Source organism: Citrobacter meridianamericanus (genome assembly GCF_041320245.1).
GTDB lineage: Bacteria > Pseudomonadota > Gammaproteobacteria > Enterobacterales > Enterobacteriaceae > Citrobacter > Citrobacter meridianamericanus.
The window spans coordinates 4,663,461-4,679,866 of sequence record NZ_CP101036.1 but is presented as its reverse complement, the minus strand read 5'-3'; the positions used below and the strand labels follow the sequence as shown (position 1 = coordinate 4,679,866).

Sequence of the window (16,406 nt, the reverse complement as noted above, 5' to 3'; positions counted from 1 at the left end):
TTTAAAAATGGGAACGTTCCCGAAACGCAGCGAAGATCACAAATTGACGCTCAGAAAGCAATCAGGAGAGGCTGGAGGGAATAACGATTTGTCGTGGTTCGCTACGGCCGTTGATCTGCTCGATCAGCTGTGAGGCCGCTTGTCGTCCGGCTTCGGCGTATCCTGGATCGACGGTGATAATTTCCGGATGGAGGAATTTCATCAGCGGCGTGCTGCCCACGCTTGCCAATTGCAGGTTCTCAATTCGCTGCTCCTGCAGGTATTTGCTGACCCCAAGGGCGAGGGTGTCTGTCGCGCAGACTAATGCGGTGGTTTCCGGGGTGATAACACTGGCGGCCTGCTCATAACCCTGCTTCATGGCCAGACCCGGCAGCGCGGCGACGGGGGGTAATTTATGTTTCTTACAGAATGCCAGATAGGCTTCATGGCGGCGCTTCCCGGTGGTCACGTCGCTATGGGGAACGCCAAGAAAGCTGATCTGGCGATGCTCGCGATCGTACAGACGTTGCATCAGGGTAAGAATAGCGCCCTCATCGTCATAGCAGACGGAGGCAATGCCTTTGGCATCTCTTGCCAGCAGCACCAGCGAATCTTGCCAGGTGGCGAGCATGGATTCAGTAATGCCGGTAAAACCAAACAGCACCACGCCGTCAATATTACGGCGTCTGAGCATACCCAGATGTTCCTCTACCAGCTCAGGCGAGAACTGACTTTCCATCATGATCGGGTCGTAACCCTGCTCATAAAAGGCGGGCAGCATGGTTTGGACGGCGAGATTTTCCGAAAGTGAGTCCAGACGCGTGACGATAATCGCCACCACTTTGTCACTTTGTCCGCGCATGGCGCGTGCGGAGCGGGAAGGAGAGAATCCGTGCTGATTCATCACGGCTTCAACGCGTTCGCGGGTGCGTTCGCTCACGCCGCTTTCGTTGTTGAGAACGCGGGAAACGGTTGATTTTCCCACGCCGCTTAAGCGGGCGATGTCTTTAATTGTCAGCCGGTTTTGCATCCTGTTTTCCCGTGTTGCGTGCGAAGTTATGCCAAAGAGAGAATAACTTTACTCACGCGCAGTGCAATGGGCAAAGTCTGGTATACGTTTGGTTTAGTTTCCATGGTTTATCATACCGCCATAATTGCCACAAACCTTATGGTTTTCTGCGTATAATCCGCGGCGCAAATCATTCACTTACCGGAGGCTATATGGATCCCGATCCCACCCCTCTCCCTAAAAGGAGAAACAACCCTTTCCGGTAAGCCTGTCTTTCACTGTCTTACCGGAACAGTAAGACAGTGACGTTCTGACGTCCCTGTTACGATTATTAGATTGCCATCAGGCAAGGATTTGCCACGCCTGAAGGATTTACTGCCCTGTTTATACGGGGGCAGAGGGACTGCCTATGTTCAAAAATATTACTCGCCAGCTGTTTGCCCGGCTAAACCGCCATTTACCGTATCGTTTGGTGCATCGCGATCCGCTACCCAATGCGCAGACCGTTGCCAGCACGCCGATCCCGCCTTCGCTGAGCGAACATTGCCTGAAAATGGCGCTGATGGACGAAGAAGCGTTGTGGAAAACGTTCGGCACGCACCCGGAAGGGTTGAACGCTGCAGAAGTGGAAAACGCTCGCGAGTTACATGGCGAGAACCAGCTACCGGCGCAGAAGCCGTCGCCATGGTGGGTACATCTGTGGGTCTGCTACCGCAACCCGTTTAATATTCTGCTGACTATCCTCGGTGCGATTTCCTATGCCACCGAGGATCTGTTTGCTGCGGGCGTCATCGCGCTGATGGTTATCATCTCCACGCTGCTGAATTTTGTGCAGGAAGCGCGTTCCACCAAAGCGGCGGATGCGTTGAAAGCAATGGTCAGTAACACCGCGACGGTGCTACGCGTCATCAACGAGAAAGGGGAGAACGGCTGGGTTGAACTGCCGATCGACCAGCTGGTTCCTGGTGATATTATCAAACTGGCAGCAGGGGATATGATCCCAGCCGATCTGCGTGTGGTGCAGGCTCGTGATCTGTTTGTGGCACAGGCTTCGCTGACCGGCGAATCGCTGCCGGTGGAGAAAGTCGCCACCAGCCGCGACCCGCAGCAAAGCAACCCGCTGGAATGCGATACCCTGTGCTTTATGGGCACTAACGTGGTGAGCGGTACGGCGCAGGCCGTCGTGATTGCGACCGGAGCTAATACCTGGTTCGGGCAACTGGCGGGCCGCGTCAGCGAGCAAGAAAGCGAGCAGAATGCCTTCCAGAAAGGGATCAGCCGCGTCAGTATGCTGCTGATCCGCTTTATGCTGGTGATGGCGCCGATTGTGCTGATCATCAACGGTTATACCAAAGGCGATTGGTGGGAAGCGGCGCTGTTTGCGCTGTCTGTGGCGGTGGGACTGACCCCAGAGATGTTGCCGATGATCGTCACCTCAACGCTGGCACGCGGGGCGGTGAAGCTGTCAAAACAAAAGGTCATCGTCAAACACCTCGACGCCATCCAGAATTTTGGTGCGATGGATATTCTGTGTACCGATAAAACCGGCACGCTGACGCAAGATAAAATTGTGCTGGAGAATCATACCGATATCTCCGGCAAGCCCAGTGAACACGTCCTGCATTCTGCGTGGCTGAACAGCCATTACCAGACCGGGCTGAAGAATCTGCTGGATACGGCGGTGCTGGAAGGCGTGGACGAAGAATCCGCCCGCCGTCTCTCTACCCGCTGGCAAAAAATCGACGAGATCCCGTTTGATTTCGAACGCCGCCGCATGTCGGTGGTGGTCGCTGAAGAAACCGATGTACATCAACTGGTGTGTAAAGGCGCGCTGCAGGAGATCCTTAGCGTCTGCACCCAGGTACGCCACAATGGTGAGATTGTTCCGTTAGACGACAACATGCTGCGTCGGGTGAAACGCGTCACGGACACGCTGAACCGTCAGGGGCTGCGCGTAGTGGCGGTGGCAACGAAGTATCTGCCCGCGCGTGAGGGCGATTACCAGCGTATTGATGAATCCGATCTGATCCTCGAAGGCTATATCGCGTTCCTCGATCCGCCGAAAGAGACCACCGCACCGGCGCTTAAAGCGCTGAAAGCCAGCGGTATTACGGTGAAAATCCTCACCGGCGATAGCGAGCTGGTGGCGGCGAAAGTGTGTCATGAAGTGGGACTGGATGCGGGCGATGTGGTGATTGGCAGCAGCATTGAAGGGTTAAGCGATGACGAACTGGCAAAACTGGCCCAGCGCACCACGCTGTTTGCCCGCCTGACGCCAATGCACAAAGAGCGCATTGTTACGCTGCTCAAGCGTGAAGGTCATGTGGTCGGCTTTATGGGGGATGGCATTAACGACGCTCCGGCGCTGCGCGCGGCGGACATCGGTATCTCTGTTGATGGCGCGGTCGATATTGCGCGTGAAGCGGCAGATATTATCCTGCTGGAAAAGAGCCTGATGGTGCTGGAAGAAGGGGTGATCGAAGGACGCCGTACCTTTTCTAACATGTTGAAGTACATCAAAATGACCGCCAGTTCTAACTTCGGTAACGTATTTAGTGTGCTGGTGGCGAGTGCCTTTTTACCGTTCCTGCCAATGTTGCCGCTGCACTTACTGATTCAGAACCTGCTGTACGATGTATCCCAGGTGGCGATTCCGTTTGATAACGTTGACGAAGAGCAGATCAAAAAGCCACAGCGCTGGAATCCCGCCGATCTGGGCCGCTTTATGCTCTTCTTTGGGCCGATCAGCTCCATTTTCGACATTCTGACATTTTGCCTGATGTGGTTCGTCTTCCATGCGAATACGCCAGAACATCAGACGTTGTTCCAGTCGGGCTGGTTCGTGGTGGGGCTGCTGTCGCAAACGCTGATTGTGCATATGATCCGTACCCGTCGCGTGCCGTTTATCCAAAGCCGCGCCGCATGGCCGCTGATGCTGATGACGCTGGTGGTGATGGTGGTGGGTATTGCATTGCCATTCTCGCCGCTGGCCAGCTACCTGCAATTGCAGGCGCTGCCGCTGAGCTACTTCCCGTGGCTGATTGCGATTCTGGCGGGTTACATGACATTGACCCAATTAGTGAAAGGTTTTTATAGCCGCCGCTACGGCTGGCAGTAATCCTCAACATCTCTGCAGGATGGTGTTAATACCATCCTGCATTTCACTTTTTCATTCGAAAGATATTCTCCCGAAATATTGGTGTTTTATTTTTATTGAAATGCTAACGCGGGTTGTTAGTATCAAATCGCCATCCTTGCGTTGTTTATTTATCAATAAAACGATCTGCATTGCAAAAATGAAACAGTGTGCTAAAAATTTTAAGTGTCTGCGATTTTTTGTGAACGTAGTCATCGAAATAAATTGTTACACCAGTTAGTCTGCGCAGGTAACGTCGGTAAGAAAGTTTCTCGCTGCCCGTTTTTAATTCCGGCAGTCATTTGCTCTGCAAGCTATTCCTGTTAATGGATATTATGAACTTCTGGAGAAGGACAAATGAAACTGACAAAAAACCTGTTAAGTCTGTGTATTGGCGCGTCTGTATTACTGGCGAGTCATGCAACGCTGGCACAAACCTTTCGCGCCGCAGATGTGCATCCGGCTGATTACCCGAACGTTGTTGCCGTGAAACATATGGGGGAAAAACTTAGCGCTGCCACCGACGGTCGTTTGGAGATTAAAACCTTTCCCGGTGGCGTGTTAGGCGACGAAAAGCAGATGATTGAGCAGGCGCAATTAGGTGCTATCGATATTATTCGTGTCTCAATGACGCCAGTCGCCGCTATTCTCCCTGAAATTAACGTGTTTACCCTGCCATACATTTTCCGTGATGAAGACCATCTGCATAAGGTTCTCGACGGCATGATTGGTCAGGAGATTGGCGACCGCCTGACGGCCAACACCAAATCGCGGCTGGTGTTCCTCGGCTGGATGGATGCCGGAACGCGCAACCTGATCACCAAAAATCCGGTGGTGAAACCGGAAGATTTACACGGTATGAAAATCCGTGTTCAAGGGAGTCCGATAGCGCTGGATACCCTGAAAGCGATGGGCGCTAATTCCGTTGTCATGGGCGTCAGCGAAGTATTTAGCGGTATGCAGACCGGCGTTATTGATGGCACGGAAAATAACCCGCCAACGTTTGTTGCGCATAACTATTTGCCGGTCGTGAAAAACTATACCTGGAGCAAACACTTTATTATTCCTGAGCTTTTTCTGTTCTCGAAAGCCAAATGGGATAAGTTGAAAAAAGAAGACCAGGACCTCATTATTAAACTCGCCAAAGAAGCACAGGTAGAGCAACGAAAACTTTGGCAGGATTATAATGCGAAATCGCTGGAGACCATGAAAGCCAATGGCGTTCAGTTCCACGATATTGATACGGACTATTTCTATAAAGCCACGCAGTCAGTGCGGGATAATTACGGTAAAGACCACCAGGATTTGATCAAACGAATTCAGGATGTGAAGTAATTCATCAGGTGGAGGATATCAACCCTCTGCCTGAATCTTTTGATTAATTCGAGGTGATGATTATGGGTGAATGCTATTCATCGGTAATGGATTTTCTTTATCGGGTGTCAATGTGGATTGCCGGTATCGCATTATTGGTCATGGTCGCCATTATCCCCATTGGTATATTCGCGCGTTATGTTCTGAATAACGCCCTGTCATGGCCTGAACCCGTCGCTATTCTGTGTATGGTGACATTCACCTTTATTGGCGCGGCGGTGAGCTATCGTGCAGGCTCGCATATTGCGGTAAGTATGGTGATTGACCGTCTGGGTGAGGCTTCCCGCCGTTATTGCTCGGTAATCGCTGACGTTATGTTAGTGGCGATAAGCCTTTTTATCCTCTGCTACGGAACCAATCTCTGTCTTGAACTGTGGGGCCAGCCCGTGGCCGAATTCCCGCTTTTAAGCGCCGGGCAAAACTACCTTCCATTACCGATTGGCTCTGCCATAACGCTGCTGTTTATCGCAGAAAAGATTTTCCGTGGTCCGCAGTACCAACGTCCTGTTGTCATGCTGGGATCGACCAGCTAGTTACCGCCCCCATTTCAGAAAGGAAAGCAGATGGATGCATTTATTCTCGTCTTTACGCTCGGCATTATGCTGGCAATTGGGGTACCGGTAGCGTATGCGGTTGGCATTAGCGCCATCATTGGGGCCTGGTACATAGATATTCCGCTGGAAGCGGTAATGATCCAACTGACCAGCGGGGTGAATAAGTTTTCGCTGCTGGCGATCCCATTCTTTATTCTGGCTGGGGCTATTATGGCCGAAGGGGGAATTGCGCGGCGACTGGTGAACTTTGCCTATATTTTTGTTGGCTTTATTCGCGGCGGACTGTCGCTGGTAAACATTGTGGCATCAACCTTTTTTGGCGCTATTTCTGGATCGTCTGTAGCTGATACCGCATCCATTGGTTCGGTAATGATCCCGGAAATGGATAAAAAAGGTTATCCGCGCGACTTTGCCGCGGCGGTAACGGCCAGTGGTTCGGTGCAGGCGATTCTTACGCCGCCCAGCCATAACTCGGTTATCTATTCGCTGGCTACAGGCGGCACGGTGTCGATTGCCGCACTGTTCATCGCCGGGATCCTGCCGGGCCTGCTGTTAAGCCTCAGCCTGATGGTGATGTGCGTGGCTTTTGCGCACAAGCGCGGTTATCCAAAAGGGGAACGCGTACCGTTTCGCCAGGCGCTGAAGATTTTCGTCGAGACGCTGTGGGGCCTGATGACGGTTGTGATCATCATGGGCGGCATTTTGTCAGGTATCTTTACCGCGACGGAGTCTGCGGCGATTGCCTGTCTTTGGGCCTTCTTTGTCACCATGTTTATCTATCGTGACTATAAATGGTCTGAGCTGCCAAAGCTGATGTTCCGCACGGTGAAAACGGTCACGATCGTCATGATCCTGATAGGCTTTGCTGCTGCGTTCGGTGCCGTCATGACTTATATGCAGTTGCCGATGCGGATCACCGAAGCCTTCACAAGCATCTCGGATAACAAATATGTCATCCTGATGTGCATTAACATCATGCTGCTGCTGATCGGTACGCTGATGGACATGGCGCCGCTGATCCTGATCCTGACGCCGGTGCTACTACCGGTGACTAACGCGCTCGGTATTGATCCGGTCCATTTTGGCATGATCATGCTGGTGAACTTAGGGATTGGCCTGATTACGCCACCGGTAGGGTCGGTGCTGTTTGTGGCCAGTGCGGTGAGTAAGCAGAAAATAGAGCAGGTGGTAAAGGCGATGCTGCCATTCTACCTCGTGCTATTCCTGGTACTGATGCTCGTGACATATATTCCGGCGATTTCGCTATTCCTGCCGAAACTGTTTGGTGTGATGTGATAAATGCCCGGTGGCGCTCACGCTTACCGGGCCAACCTAAATTCACTCCGGGCTTCCATGCCCGTTTTTTTGTCTTTCGCCCAATACAGCTAAATATTTTCTGAATTATGGCATTGCCAGTGTCTTCCAACAGAATACGCTAGATTATAAATGTTAACATCTTGTCATGTTAATTATTCTTAGGCAGTATTATGAACGGTTATATATTGGGGAGAGATGATCCTGAATATAGTATTGATGTTGGAAGTGGTGAATGGTGCAGTGCGGGGAATTTTTCAGATCAATTTTATTATTATAAATATTACCTGGAACAGTTGATTGATGGGAGCTTATATTTAAAGTATCGCTATCCTTTTGCTCGAGAAAATTTACTGCATTATTTGCAAAATACGGGTGAAGACATACATATTAACTTAACTGATATGATGGGAAAATCAGCCCAGTTAAAGGATAATTATGTGCAATTATTGGATGCAGCAAAGAGTTTTTGTAAAACATTATCGCCAGGTCAGCATGAGTTTACTTCTGAGCATGTTAATACTGATGATTTTATTTCTAGCGATCCAGACTTGTTTTATGCTATAGGAGGTTATCAATACTGGGGCAAAGGTCAGGTGCAAATTACCGAAGATAAGTATAAAAATACGATGAGCAATGGTAGTAGATTATGTAGTTATGATTTGACATTTCAGTTTAAGTTTTTTGACAGGTATAACTGGAATATTAGTGTCGCAAATTCTGGCGTTCGTTTAGGTAGTATCGTTCCGGTGAATGATACTTTTATGGGGAGGTTTCATCAGGAGTGTCTGGCCAGAGAGTACAATGTTTTTGGTGCCATTGAGTCAGAGGTAAAATGGCATGACTGAGCATAGCACTCTATTTTACATGGAAAAAATACTTACTTTCGCTTTAGTTTGTGCCTTTTGTTATATGCTGTATATTATTTCGGTTTGCTGGTTACCCGTGCGTGAAAGTCACTATCTTCTGGTTGTACAATGGTGCCGTAACGATGATTCAAATACCCACTATGCAAAGAATTTATCCTGGCATGGTTTATATGTTTATTTGGAGAAATCGTCTGGGGATATTATTGTAAGGGAAATGAACACTCCTCTACACGATCCATTTCAGTCTTACCGGTACGTTTACCGTAAAATTGCACATGAAAATGATATATCCTTGGTCGCAGAGAAATGGGGGCTAATTAAGTGTCAGGAAAAAAATAAAGCGCTCATTGGTTCATCTGGTTATTCTTTTTTATGGAGACATGACCAATGAACACTTTTATAAGACGAGCTACTATAAAAACATTTTGTTTACTAATTATAATGTTTATCTGTATTTTTTCTATTAATTCAGTTGAAAGATATAACAATATTGTTAGTTTTAAAATTCACAATAAGATAGTTTATACATTGGAAAAGATGAAAAATGATAATGATGATGATCTCAAAATTAATGTTTATAGTTCAAGGTTGTACTGGGTTTTAGGACAAACCTGTTTCTCAGAGAATATAGAATCACAGCAAAAAGGGGAAATGGAATTATATAATTGGGGAGTGGGGATAATCGAAAATGAAACCATCACCTTAAAGAATAATGGCAGAGAATTGATTTTTTCAGTTATAGGCTGCAATACTTAAGGAACCCTGCCAGAGCAGGGCTCTCTAATAAGATTTAGCGACGAACGGCGATCGCTTCAATCTCGATTTTCACGTCTTTCGGCAGACGGGCAACTTCCACGCAAGAACGCGCCGGGAAGGTCGCGTTGTGCTCGGTGAAGAACGCTTCGTAGGTGGCGTTGACGGTAGCGAAATCGTTCAGGTCTTTCACGAAGACGGTCGTTTTTACGATGTCGCCCACTTTCAGACCAGCTGCTTCAACGATAGCTTTTACGTTTTCCAGCGACTGACGTGCCTGAGCGGACACGTCTTCCGCTACGGCACCGGTTTTCGGATCGACCGGGATCTGACCGGAAGTGATTACCATGCTACCCAGGTCAACGCCCTGAACGTATGGGCCGATTGCTGCTGGTGCATTTTCCGTCGCGATAGTCTTGCTCATGATTTCTCCTGAATTACAGCGGTAATAGAATGTTCCCGGCCATTATAGGGAGCCGGGAAACCATTACCAACCTCAATTAGTTGGCCAGCACCACATAATGCGAAAACTCTTTTTCACAGTATTTGCATTTGAGTGCGATATCATCAGCGCGTTTTTTCACTGCAAAACTGGAAGAAACCGGCTCAGCATGGCTGATGCAGTTGCTGTTCGGGCACACCAGTACGTTGTCGATGCGCTCCGGCAGGCTAGGGCGTGATTTACCCACCACGTCGTAATCATCAATGCGGTTTACCGTTGCCTGCGGAGCGTACAGGGAGAGCTGGTTGACCTGCTCGTCGGTCAGGAACGTATTTTCGATTTTAATCAGGTCTTTACGGCCCATCTCACCAGACGGCAGGTTCAGTCCGATGGTGATGCGCTGATCGGTTTCAGTCAGTTTGAACAGCGTCAGTAGCTTAAAACCAACCTGTGCGGGAATGTGGTCAATCACGGTGCCACGTTTGATGGCTTCAACCTGCAGTTTGTTATCGTGTGTCATCTCTTTTTCTCCCTTACAGTGCCAGTTCGCTATTCAGTACCAGTGCCAGTAACGCCTGGCGGGCGAAGATGCCGTTGCCAGCCTGCTGGAAATACCAGGCGTGCGGCGTCTTGTCGACGTCGGTGGTGATTTCATCGATGCGCGGCAGCGGATGCAGCACCTTCATGTTCTCTCTGGCTCCCGCCAGATCGCTGGCACGCAGAACAAACTGTGCTTTTACGTTGGCGTATTCGGATGGGTCCAGACGCTCTTTCTGCACGCGGGTCATGTAGAGAATGTCGACCTCCGCCATCACTTCTTCAATCGTGCCGTGCAGGCTCCAGGCAATACCTTTTTCATTCAGCATATCCAGAATGTACTGCGGCATCGCCAGCGCGTCCGGGGCGATGAAGTAGAAACGGTTACCTTCGAACTTCGCCAGCGCCTGAGTCAGGGAGTGGACGGTACGGCCATATTTCAGGTCACCCACCATGGCGATGTGCAGATTGTCCAGGCGGCCCTGTGTCTCCTGGATGGTAAACAGATCCAGCAGCGTTTGGGTCGGGTGTTGGTTGGAGCCGTCGCCCGCGTTAAGAACCGGAACGTTACCAGAGAATTCTGTTGCCAGACGCGCGGCACCTTCCTGTGGATGACGCATCACGATGGCGTCGACGTAGGTGCTGATGACGGAAATGGTGTCGGCCAGCGTTTCGCCTTTTTTACCCAGCGAGGTGTTGGCACTGTCAGAGAAACCCACCACGCTGGCACCCAGGCGGTGCATCGATGTTTCAAAGGATAAACGGGTGCGGGTCGACGCCTCAAAGAAGCAACTGGCGATGACCTTATGCTTTAACAGCTCTGGCTGTGGGTTCGCTTTTAATTTCGCCGCTGTCGCGAGAACCAGATTGAGGTCATCGCGGCTGAGGTCGTTTATGGAAATGATGTGTTTTTGATAGAGCGGGTTAGCCATGTTTATCTCCTGACGCCTGGGCAAAAAAAAAGCCCCTCAATTGAGGGGCTCGGAATGGGTGATCAACGGAAAGAAAAACGGCAGGCCAGCGTCCTTTTTCAGACGCGGTAAGACAAAATGTCGTACACACTGAACCATACATCCTCCCGGCAAATTGTCCGCGATTATACTCAGCTCCGTTATGGGATCAAGCGAAAAATGCACAATTTATTCATCGCAAACGGTTCTTATGAATTTTAATTCATTTTAAATAGATAATTAATCTGTTTGTGAACCAGGGCTGTTCGCTGTACAACCCGCGGTGCGACCCAGACAATACTGCTACCGGCAATGACGCCGAGAATTTCTGGCAACGCGTGATAATCGAGGATTCTGGCAACGGCACGGCCATAGCCTGCCGCCGTGTGGATGAGGATAAATTCGCTATTGTGTTCCACGCTGACCACCATTTCAGCAATCGAGCGGGCAGCATCAGGAGCGGGTCGCGATTGCGGATTTACAGAATAAATTTTTTGCCCTTTTGTATTTCTTATTTTTATCGCACCCAGCAGTTTTAGCAGACGAGATACCGTTGACTGGCTAATCCCGGTAAAACCATGCTGTTGTAGATCGCGGCGAAGTGCTTCCTGGGACAGGTAGCTTTTTTCGCTAATCAGGCGCTGACAAATCGCCAGCTGTTTCTGCTCTTTGGTCGAGTAATCATCGAGTTCCTTCATAAAAACACCCTAAATTTATCATTTGTATCAATGTGATGGCGAAATTCACCACATTTGCAGTATCAATAACGGCTCAAACGGGCGGTTGTGCAGAAAAACGAGAGCACGCACAAAAAAGCCGTCGGGATCCGACGGCCAAAACGGCTACAGCATCGCGCCGATACTCAGGACGACCATGTTCAGCACCGTCAGAACCAGCAGCAGCGGGGCGACCCATTTCAGGTAGCGCACATAAGGAACGCGAGCGATGGCCAACCCTCCCATCACGACGGCTGAAGTAGGGGTGATCAGATTCACAATGCCGGAAGCGGATTGGTACGCGGTGACGACCAAATCCCTTTGCACATGGGCGAAGTCGGCCAGTGGGGCCATAATGGGCATCGTGAGCACCGCCAGGCCAGACGAGGAAGGGACCAGGAAGGAGAGCAACACTTCCAGCCAGTAGGTCACATTGATAAAAATGGTGGTGGACAGACCGGAGACTAAATTTTCGGCGCTGTGCAGAATGGTGTGGGTAATCATACCGTTATCCATCACCACGACGATACCGCGCGCAATGCCGATAATCAGCGCCACGCCGAGCAGATCCCGCGCGCCGTCAATGAATGTGCTGGTGAAGCCCTCTTCACTCATACGGGCAATCACGCCGACGATAATCGCTGAGGCCAGAAAGACTGCGGATATTTCTGCCATCCACCATCCGAGTACCGCGACGCCATAAATCATTACCGCAAAGGCGGCGGCGAATATCAGCAGGATCCACTTACGCGTAGCCGTGAATTCAAGGTTAGCATTGCCGCGATTACCGAGAAAATGGGCGCGGTTTTCCTCCATTTTATCCGCCACAATCGACAACTCCGGGTGATTACGGACTTTGCGCGCATAACGCATGACCCACACCACGCAGATAACATAGCCGATGACCAGCAGCAGAATGCGCATCAGCATTCCCTGCGTGAAAGGGATCCCGGCGGCGTTTGCGGCGATGACCGTCGCAAAAGGGTTGATGGTCGAACCGAGCGTGCCGATGCCTGCGCCGAGTAGCACGGTTGCAGCAGCAACCAGTGGATCAAAGCGCGCGGCCATCATGACCGGAACCAGCAATGTGTAGAATGGGAGTGATTCCTCCGCCATGCCGTAAATCGTGCCTCCGGCGGCGAAAAGCCCCATCAGAATGGGGATCATCCACTCTTCTTTTCCGTTCAGCCTGACCGTCACGCGTTCGATGCCGGCATCAATGGCGCCCGTTTTGTTTACCACGCCGAGAAACCCACCGATGATCAGGACAAACAGCGCAACATCAATTGCGCCTGCGGTGTAGGTTTCGTGGTTATAAAGCCCGTCAATCGGTGCCAGCAGGACAGCGGTTATGCCTTGCGGATGCGCCTCTGTAGGGGCATAGGTACCGGCAACCGGCACTTCTTTGCCGAGGGTAGCATTCATCGCCATCTGGTATTTCCCTGCCGGGACAATCCAGGTCATAACGGCGACGAGCGCAATAAGAATAAACAGGATGGTATACGCGCTGGGAAATTTGAATTTGCCCATTATGTTCTCCGGATAGCTTGGGCATATGCCGCCAGGCGACACATGCCCGCAGGGGTTAGTCGCCGAGTGTCGCTACCATGACCGCTTTAATGGTATGCATCCGGTTTTCCGCTTCGTCGAAGACGATGGAATGTGCTGACTCAAATACCTCTTCCGTGACTTCAAGCCCTTTCAGGCCGTAAGCCGCTTCGATTTCACGGCCCACCTTGGTGTGCTCATTATGGAAAGCGGGCAGGCAGTGCATGAATTTCACGTTAGGATTGCCGGTCGCATTGATGACCTGCTGGTTAATTTGATAAGGCGTCATCAGGCTGACGCGTTCTGCCCACGCTTCTTTAGGTTCGCCCATCGAAACCCAGACATCGGTGTAGAGAAAATCTACGTCGTATACCCCTTCCGCAACATCGTCCGTGAGCGTAATGCGTGCGCCTGTTACGCTGGCGATTTCGCGGCATTCGGCAACCAGCGCCTCGTCCGGCCAAAAGGACTTTGGCGCGACCAGACGAATATCCATCCCCATTTTCGCCGCGCCGACCATCAGTGAATTGCCCATGTTGTTGCGAGCGTCACCAAGATAAGCGAAGCTCAGTTCGGGTAAGGTTTTCCCTGGCGCGTGTTCCAGCATGGTCATCAGATCGGCAAGGATCTGCGTAGGGTGGAATTCATTCGTCAGCCCGTTCCAGACCGGCACGCCAGCAAATTCACCCAATTCTTCAACGATCTCCTGGCCGTAGCCGCGGTATTCGATGCCGTCATACATGCGACCCAGCACGCGAGCGGTATCTTTCATCGACTCTTTATGACCGATCTGCGAGCCGCTTGGACCGAGGTAGGTCACCTGTGCGCCCTGATCGAAAGCACCGACTTCAAAGGCGCAGCGGGTGCGCGTTGAGGTTTTTTCGAAGATCAGCGCAATATTTTTACCGACCAGCGTTTGCCTTTCGCGCCCGGCTTTTTTTGCCGTTTTTAACTCGATAGCCAGATCGATCAGGTACTGGATTTCCGTTGGGGTGTAGTCCAGCAGTTTGAGAAAATTGCGATTTTTCAGGTTAACAGTCATGAAAATATCCTTAATGTTGGGTTATGCGTTGGCGGCTTCCAGGCGAATCAAGGTGCCTTTGTCACCGGCGAGAATGGCCGGGCCGTCGGCCAGTGAGCCGATGCCTGCAATTCCGTGGCAGTGAGAGACAAATTCCGCGCAGGCGGTGACTTTAGGGCCCATTGAACCGGCGTCGAATTGCATTTCACCGAGCAGTTCCGGCGTCACCTGGGCCAGCGGGCGCTGGGTAGGTTTGCCCCAGTCGAGATATACGGCGTCGGCATCAGTGAGGATCAACAACGCATCGGCATGGAGTTGGCGGGCGAGCAGGGCGGCGGAGAGATCCTTGTCGATCACCGCTTCAATGCCGTGGAAGCCATCGGCTTTTTCCACCACCGGTACGCCGCCGCCGCCGTTGCAAATCACCAGATGATCGCGGGCGATCAGTGTGCGAATGGCGTCGCTTTCAACGATGCGTTTGGGCTGTGGAGAGGGCACAACGCGACGGAATGTTTTGCCATCGGCTTTGAAAATCCAGCCCTTTTCCGCGTGTAGCGTTTTAGCCTGTGCATCGTCGTAAATCGGTCCGATATATTTGGTCGGATTGCTGAAAGCCAGATCGTGGGCATCGACTTCAACCTGAGTCAGCAGGACGCTAATTTCACGTTGTGGCAGTTGGTTTTTCAGCGCTTGTTGCAGCATATAGCCAATCATTCCCTGACTTTCCGCGCCGAGAATGTCGAGCGGATAAGGGGTGACACGGTCATAAGCGCTGTTTTGCAACGCCAAAAGTCCAACCTGTGGGCCATTGCCGTGCACCAGAATCACACGCCATTGCTGCGTGAGTTGAGCGATAGTTCTTGCTGCCAGCTCAATGTTCTTGCGCTGGATGTCAGCTTCCAGCGGCTCTCCGCGTTTGAGCAGCGCATTGCCGCCCAACGCCACAACCAGGGTAGGTTTGTTTTCCATAACGTCTCCTTAAATACCGTCGCGTTCCAGCGGGCAACTCATGCAGCGCGCACCGCCGCGCCCGCGTCCCAGTTCGTCGCCAGGAATGGGTAAAACGGTGATACCGGCTTTGTCGTATTTCTCGTTGGTCCAGATGTTGCGCTCGTAGCCCACCACCACGCCGGGGCGCAGCGTCAGGACGTTGTTGGCGTCGTTCCACTGTTCGCGTTCAGCTTCGAAGGCGTCACCCCCGGTGGTGATAAGCGTTATTTGGTCGAGACCCAGCGCTTTTTCGAGGGCGTGTACCAGCGTACTTTCCTGGGTACGTTTCAGGCCGCCGCGCCCGTCTGGCGTCAGGGTCCAGCACTGGACATCCGGGCGCACTACTTCCGGATAGACGGAAAAGGTATCGATATCGATGTGGGTCATGACGGTATCGAGGTGCATACAAGAGCGATGTTTCGGCAATTCGACCGCGATGACGCGTTCAGCCTGGCGATGCCTGAACAGCGACTGGGCAAGGAACTCAATACCCTGCGGCGTGGTACGTTCCGACATACCGATGAGTACCGCGCCGCGACCAATGACCAGCACATCGCCACCTTCTAAAGTGGCGTGGTCATAATTAATATTTTCATCGCCGAAATATTTAATAAATTCACCATCGGCAAATTGTGGATGCCAACGGTAAATTGCTCGCAGGTTATTGGTTTCCCGCTGGCGTGCGGTTTTTGCCATCGGGTTAATGGATACACCGTTATATATCCAGCAGGAGGTATCGCGAGTAAATAAGTGGTTTGGTAATGGCTTCATAATAAAGTCACTAATATCGTGTGTATCGACCACCATATTTTTGATTGAGGCAGGAATTTCCCCGTAGGTCAGCCCACCACTTAAATGCCGGGCGAGCTCCCGGTGCTGCATATCTGCAAGCCATGCGCGAATATCAGCAGCGAAAGCGGGGCCAAGGCGATAATCAGAGATTTGTGTCTCCAGTAGCCAGCCTTTGGCATCTGGGATATCTAAGGTTTGTGTCAATAAATCAGTGAGTAGCAGAACCTCAATCCCTTGCTGACGTAACGTGTTGGCGAAAATGTCATGCTCTTCTCCTGCACGTTCTACCGAAAGAACATCATCAAAAAGCAGTTCCTGGCAATTTGATGGCGTCAGCCTTTTTAAACTGAGATTAGGGCGATGTAGCATTACGCTACGTAATTGACCGATTTCAGACCCGACATAATGCTTTTCCATCATTA

Annotated in this window: 19 protein-coding genes; 9 read left to right on the top strand and 10 right to left on the bottom strand. The window is 51.1% G+C overall.

Translation table 11 applies throughout. The features are described from left to right. Positions 1-61: 61 nt before the first annotated feature. Positions 62-1,009, bottom strand: coding sequence for a trehalose operon repressor TreR (gene treR / locus NMD08_RS22775; RefSeq protein WP_370619135.1), 948 nt, complete (start codon positions 1,007-1,009; stop codon positions 62-64). A 191-nt stretch (positions 1,010-1,200) separates the two neighbouring features. Between treR and mgtL the strand changes: the two genes are divergently transcribed. The 8 genes from mgtL (at position 1,201) to NMD08_RS22735 (ending at position 8,991) form a co-directional block, all read left to right on the top strand. Continuing rightward, on the top strand, positions 1,201-1,254 hold the full coding sequence (gene mgtL / locus NMD08_RS22770; protein ID WP_353655333.1) for a mgtA regulatory leader peptide MgtL: 54 nt from the start codon (positions 1,201-1,203) through the stop codon (positions 1,252-1,254). Positions 1,255-1,397: 143 nt separating this feature from the next. Further along, complete coding sequence (gene mgtA / locus NMD08_RS22765) at positions 1,398-4,106, top strand: magnesium-translocating P-type ATPase (RefSeq protein WP_151217440.1); 2,709 nt, start codon at positions 1,398-1,400, stop codon at positions 4,104-4,106. Between the two features lie 375 nt (positions 4,107-4,481). Then, positions 4,482-5,459 (top strand): TRAP transporter substrate-binding protein, encoded by a 978-nt coding sequence (locus NMD08_RS22760; RefSeq protein WP_048212839.1) that lies wholly within the window; start codon positions 4,482-4,484, stop codon positions 5,457-5,459. 62 nt (positions 5,460-5,521) lie between these two features. Continuing rightward, positions 5,522-6,031, top strand: a complete 510-nt coding sequence (locus NMD08_RS22755) for a TRAP transporter small permease (RefSeq protein ID WP_151224490.1) — start codon at positions 5,522-5,524, stop codon at positions 6,029-6,031. 30 nt (positions 6,032-6,061) lie between these two features. Continuing rightward, the gene (locus NMD08_RS22750) at positions 6,062-7,348 is read left to right on the top strand and encodes a TRAP transporter large permease (protein ID WP_278238680.1); all 1,287 of its coding nucleotides are present in this window, start codon (positions 6,062-6,064) and stop codon (positions 7,346-7,348) included. A 191-nt stretch (positions 7,349-7,539) separates the two neighbouring features. Continuing rightward, a complete protein-coding gene (locus NMD08_RS22745) occupies positions 7,540-8,214 on the top strand; it encodes a hypothetical protein (RefSeq protein WP_252838479.1) in 675 nt (224 codons plus the stop codon). After that, complete coding sequence (locus NMD08_RS22740; protein ID WP_370619133.1) at positions 8,207-8,626, top strand: hypothetical protein; 420 nt, start codon at positions 8,207-8,209, stop codon at positions 8,624-8,626. Before NMD08_RS22745 ends, NMD08_RS22740 begins: the two co-directional genes overlap by 8 nt. After that, entirely contained in the window at positions 8,623-8,991 is a 369-nt protein-coding gene (locus NMD08_RS22735; RefSeq protein WP_151217446.1) for a hypothetical protein, read from the top strand. Before NMD08_RS22740 ends, NMD08_RS22735 begins: the two co-directional genes overlap by 4 nt. A 34-nt stretch (positions 8,992-9,025) precedes the next feature. Here NMD08_RS22735 and ridA read toward each other — a convergent pair whose 3' ends face one another. The 4 genes from ridA to pyrL all read right to left on the bottom strand — a co-directional run bounded on the left by ridA (position 9,026) and on the right by pyrL (position 11,037). Further along, positions 9,026-9,412 carry a 2-iminobutanoate/2-iminopropanoate deaminase gene (gene ridA / locus NMD08_RS22730; RefSeq protein WP_000047544.1) on the bottom strand — a complete coding sequence of 129 codons (387 nt, stop codon included), beginning with the start codon at positions 9,410-9,412 and terminating at the stop codon, positions 9,026-9,028. 76 nt (positions 9,413-9,488) lie between these two features. Continuing rightward, entirely contained in the window at positions 9,489-9,950 is a 462-nt protein-coding gene (pyrI, locus tag NMD08_RS22725) for an aspartate carbamoyltransferase regulatory subunit (protein ID WP_003025816.1), read from the bottom strand. A 13-nt stretch (positions 9,951-9,963) separates the two neighbouring features. Continuing rightward, a complete protein-coding gene (gene pyrB / locus NMD08_RS22720) occupies positions 9,964-10,899 on the bottom strand; it encodes an aspartate carbamoyltransferase (RefSeq protein ID WP_151224491.1) in 936 nt (311 codons plus the stop codon). 36 nt (positions 10,900-10,935) lie between these two features. Beyond that, complete coding sequence (pyrL, locus tag NMD08_RS22715; RefSeq protein WP_003025819.1) at positions 10,936-11,037, bottom strand: pyr operon leader peptide; 102 nt, start codon at positions 11,035-11,037, stop codon at positions 10,936-10,938. On the opposite strand from pyrL, the gene NMD08_RS22710 reads away from it, so the two are divergent. Then, on the top strand, positions 11,017-11,139 hold the full coding sequence (locus tag NMD08_RS22710) for a hypothetical protein (RefSeq protein WP_123268762.1): 123 nt from the start codon (positions 11,017-11,019) through the stop codon (positions 11,137-11,139). The genes pyrL and NMD08_RS22710 overlap by 21 nt on opposite strands. Here the strand turns inward: NMD08_RS22710 and NMD08_RS22705 are convergent. The 5 genes from NMD08_RS22705 to arcA form a co-directional block, all read right to left on the bottom strand. Next, a complete protein-coding gene (locus tag NMD08_RS22705) occupies positions 11,136-11,615 on the bottom strand; it encodes an arginine repressor (RefSeq protein ID WP_151217448.1) in 480 nt (159 codons plus the stop codon). The two genes, NMD08_RS22710 and NMD08_RS22705, sit on opposite strands and share 4 nt — an antisense overlap. Before the next feature lie 144 nt (positions 11,616-11,759). After that, entirely contained in the window at positions 11,760-13,163 is a 1,404-nt protein-coding gene (locus NMD08_RS22700; RefSeq protein WP_187253635.1) for a YfcC family protein, read from the bottom strand. 55 nt (positions 13,164-13,218) lie between these two features. Beyond that, positions 13,219-14,223, bottom strand: a complete 1,005-nt coding sequence (argF, locus tag NMD08_RS22695; RefSeq protein WP_151224494.1) for an ornithine carbamoyltransferase — start codon at positions 14,221-14,223, stop codon at positions 13,219-13,221. Between the two features lie 21 nt (positions 14,224-14,244). Then, a complete protein-coding gene (gene arcC, locus NMD08_RS22690) occupies positions 14,245-15,171 on the bottom strand; it encodes a carbamate kinase (RefSeq protein ID WP_210904378.1) in 927 nt (308 codons plus the stop codon). Between the two features lie 9 nt (positions 15,172-15,180). Next, positions 15,181-16,401 (bottom strand): arginine deiminase, encoded by a 1,221-nt coding sequence (gene arcA / locus NMD08_RS22685; RefSeq protein ID WP_370620223.1) that lies wholly within the window; start codon positions 16,399-16,401, stop codon positions 15,181-15,183. Positions 16,402-16,406: the final 5 nt, after the last annotated feature.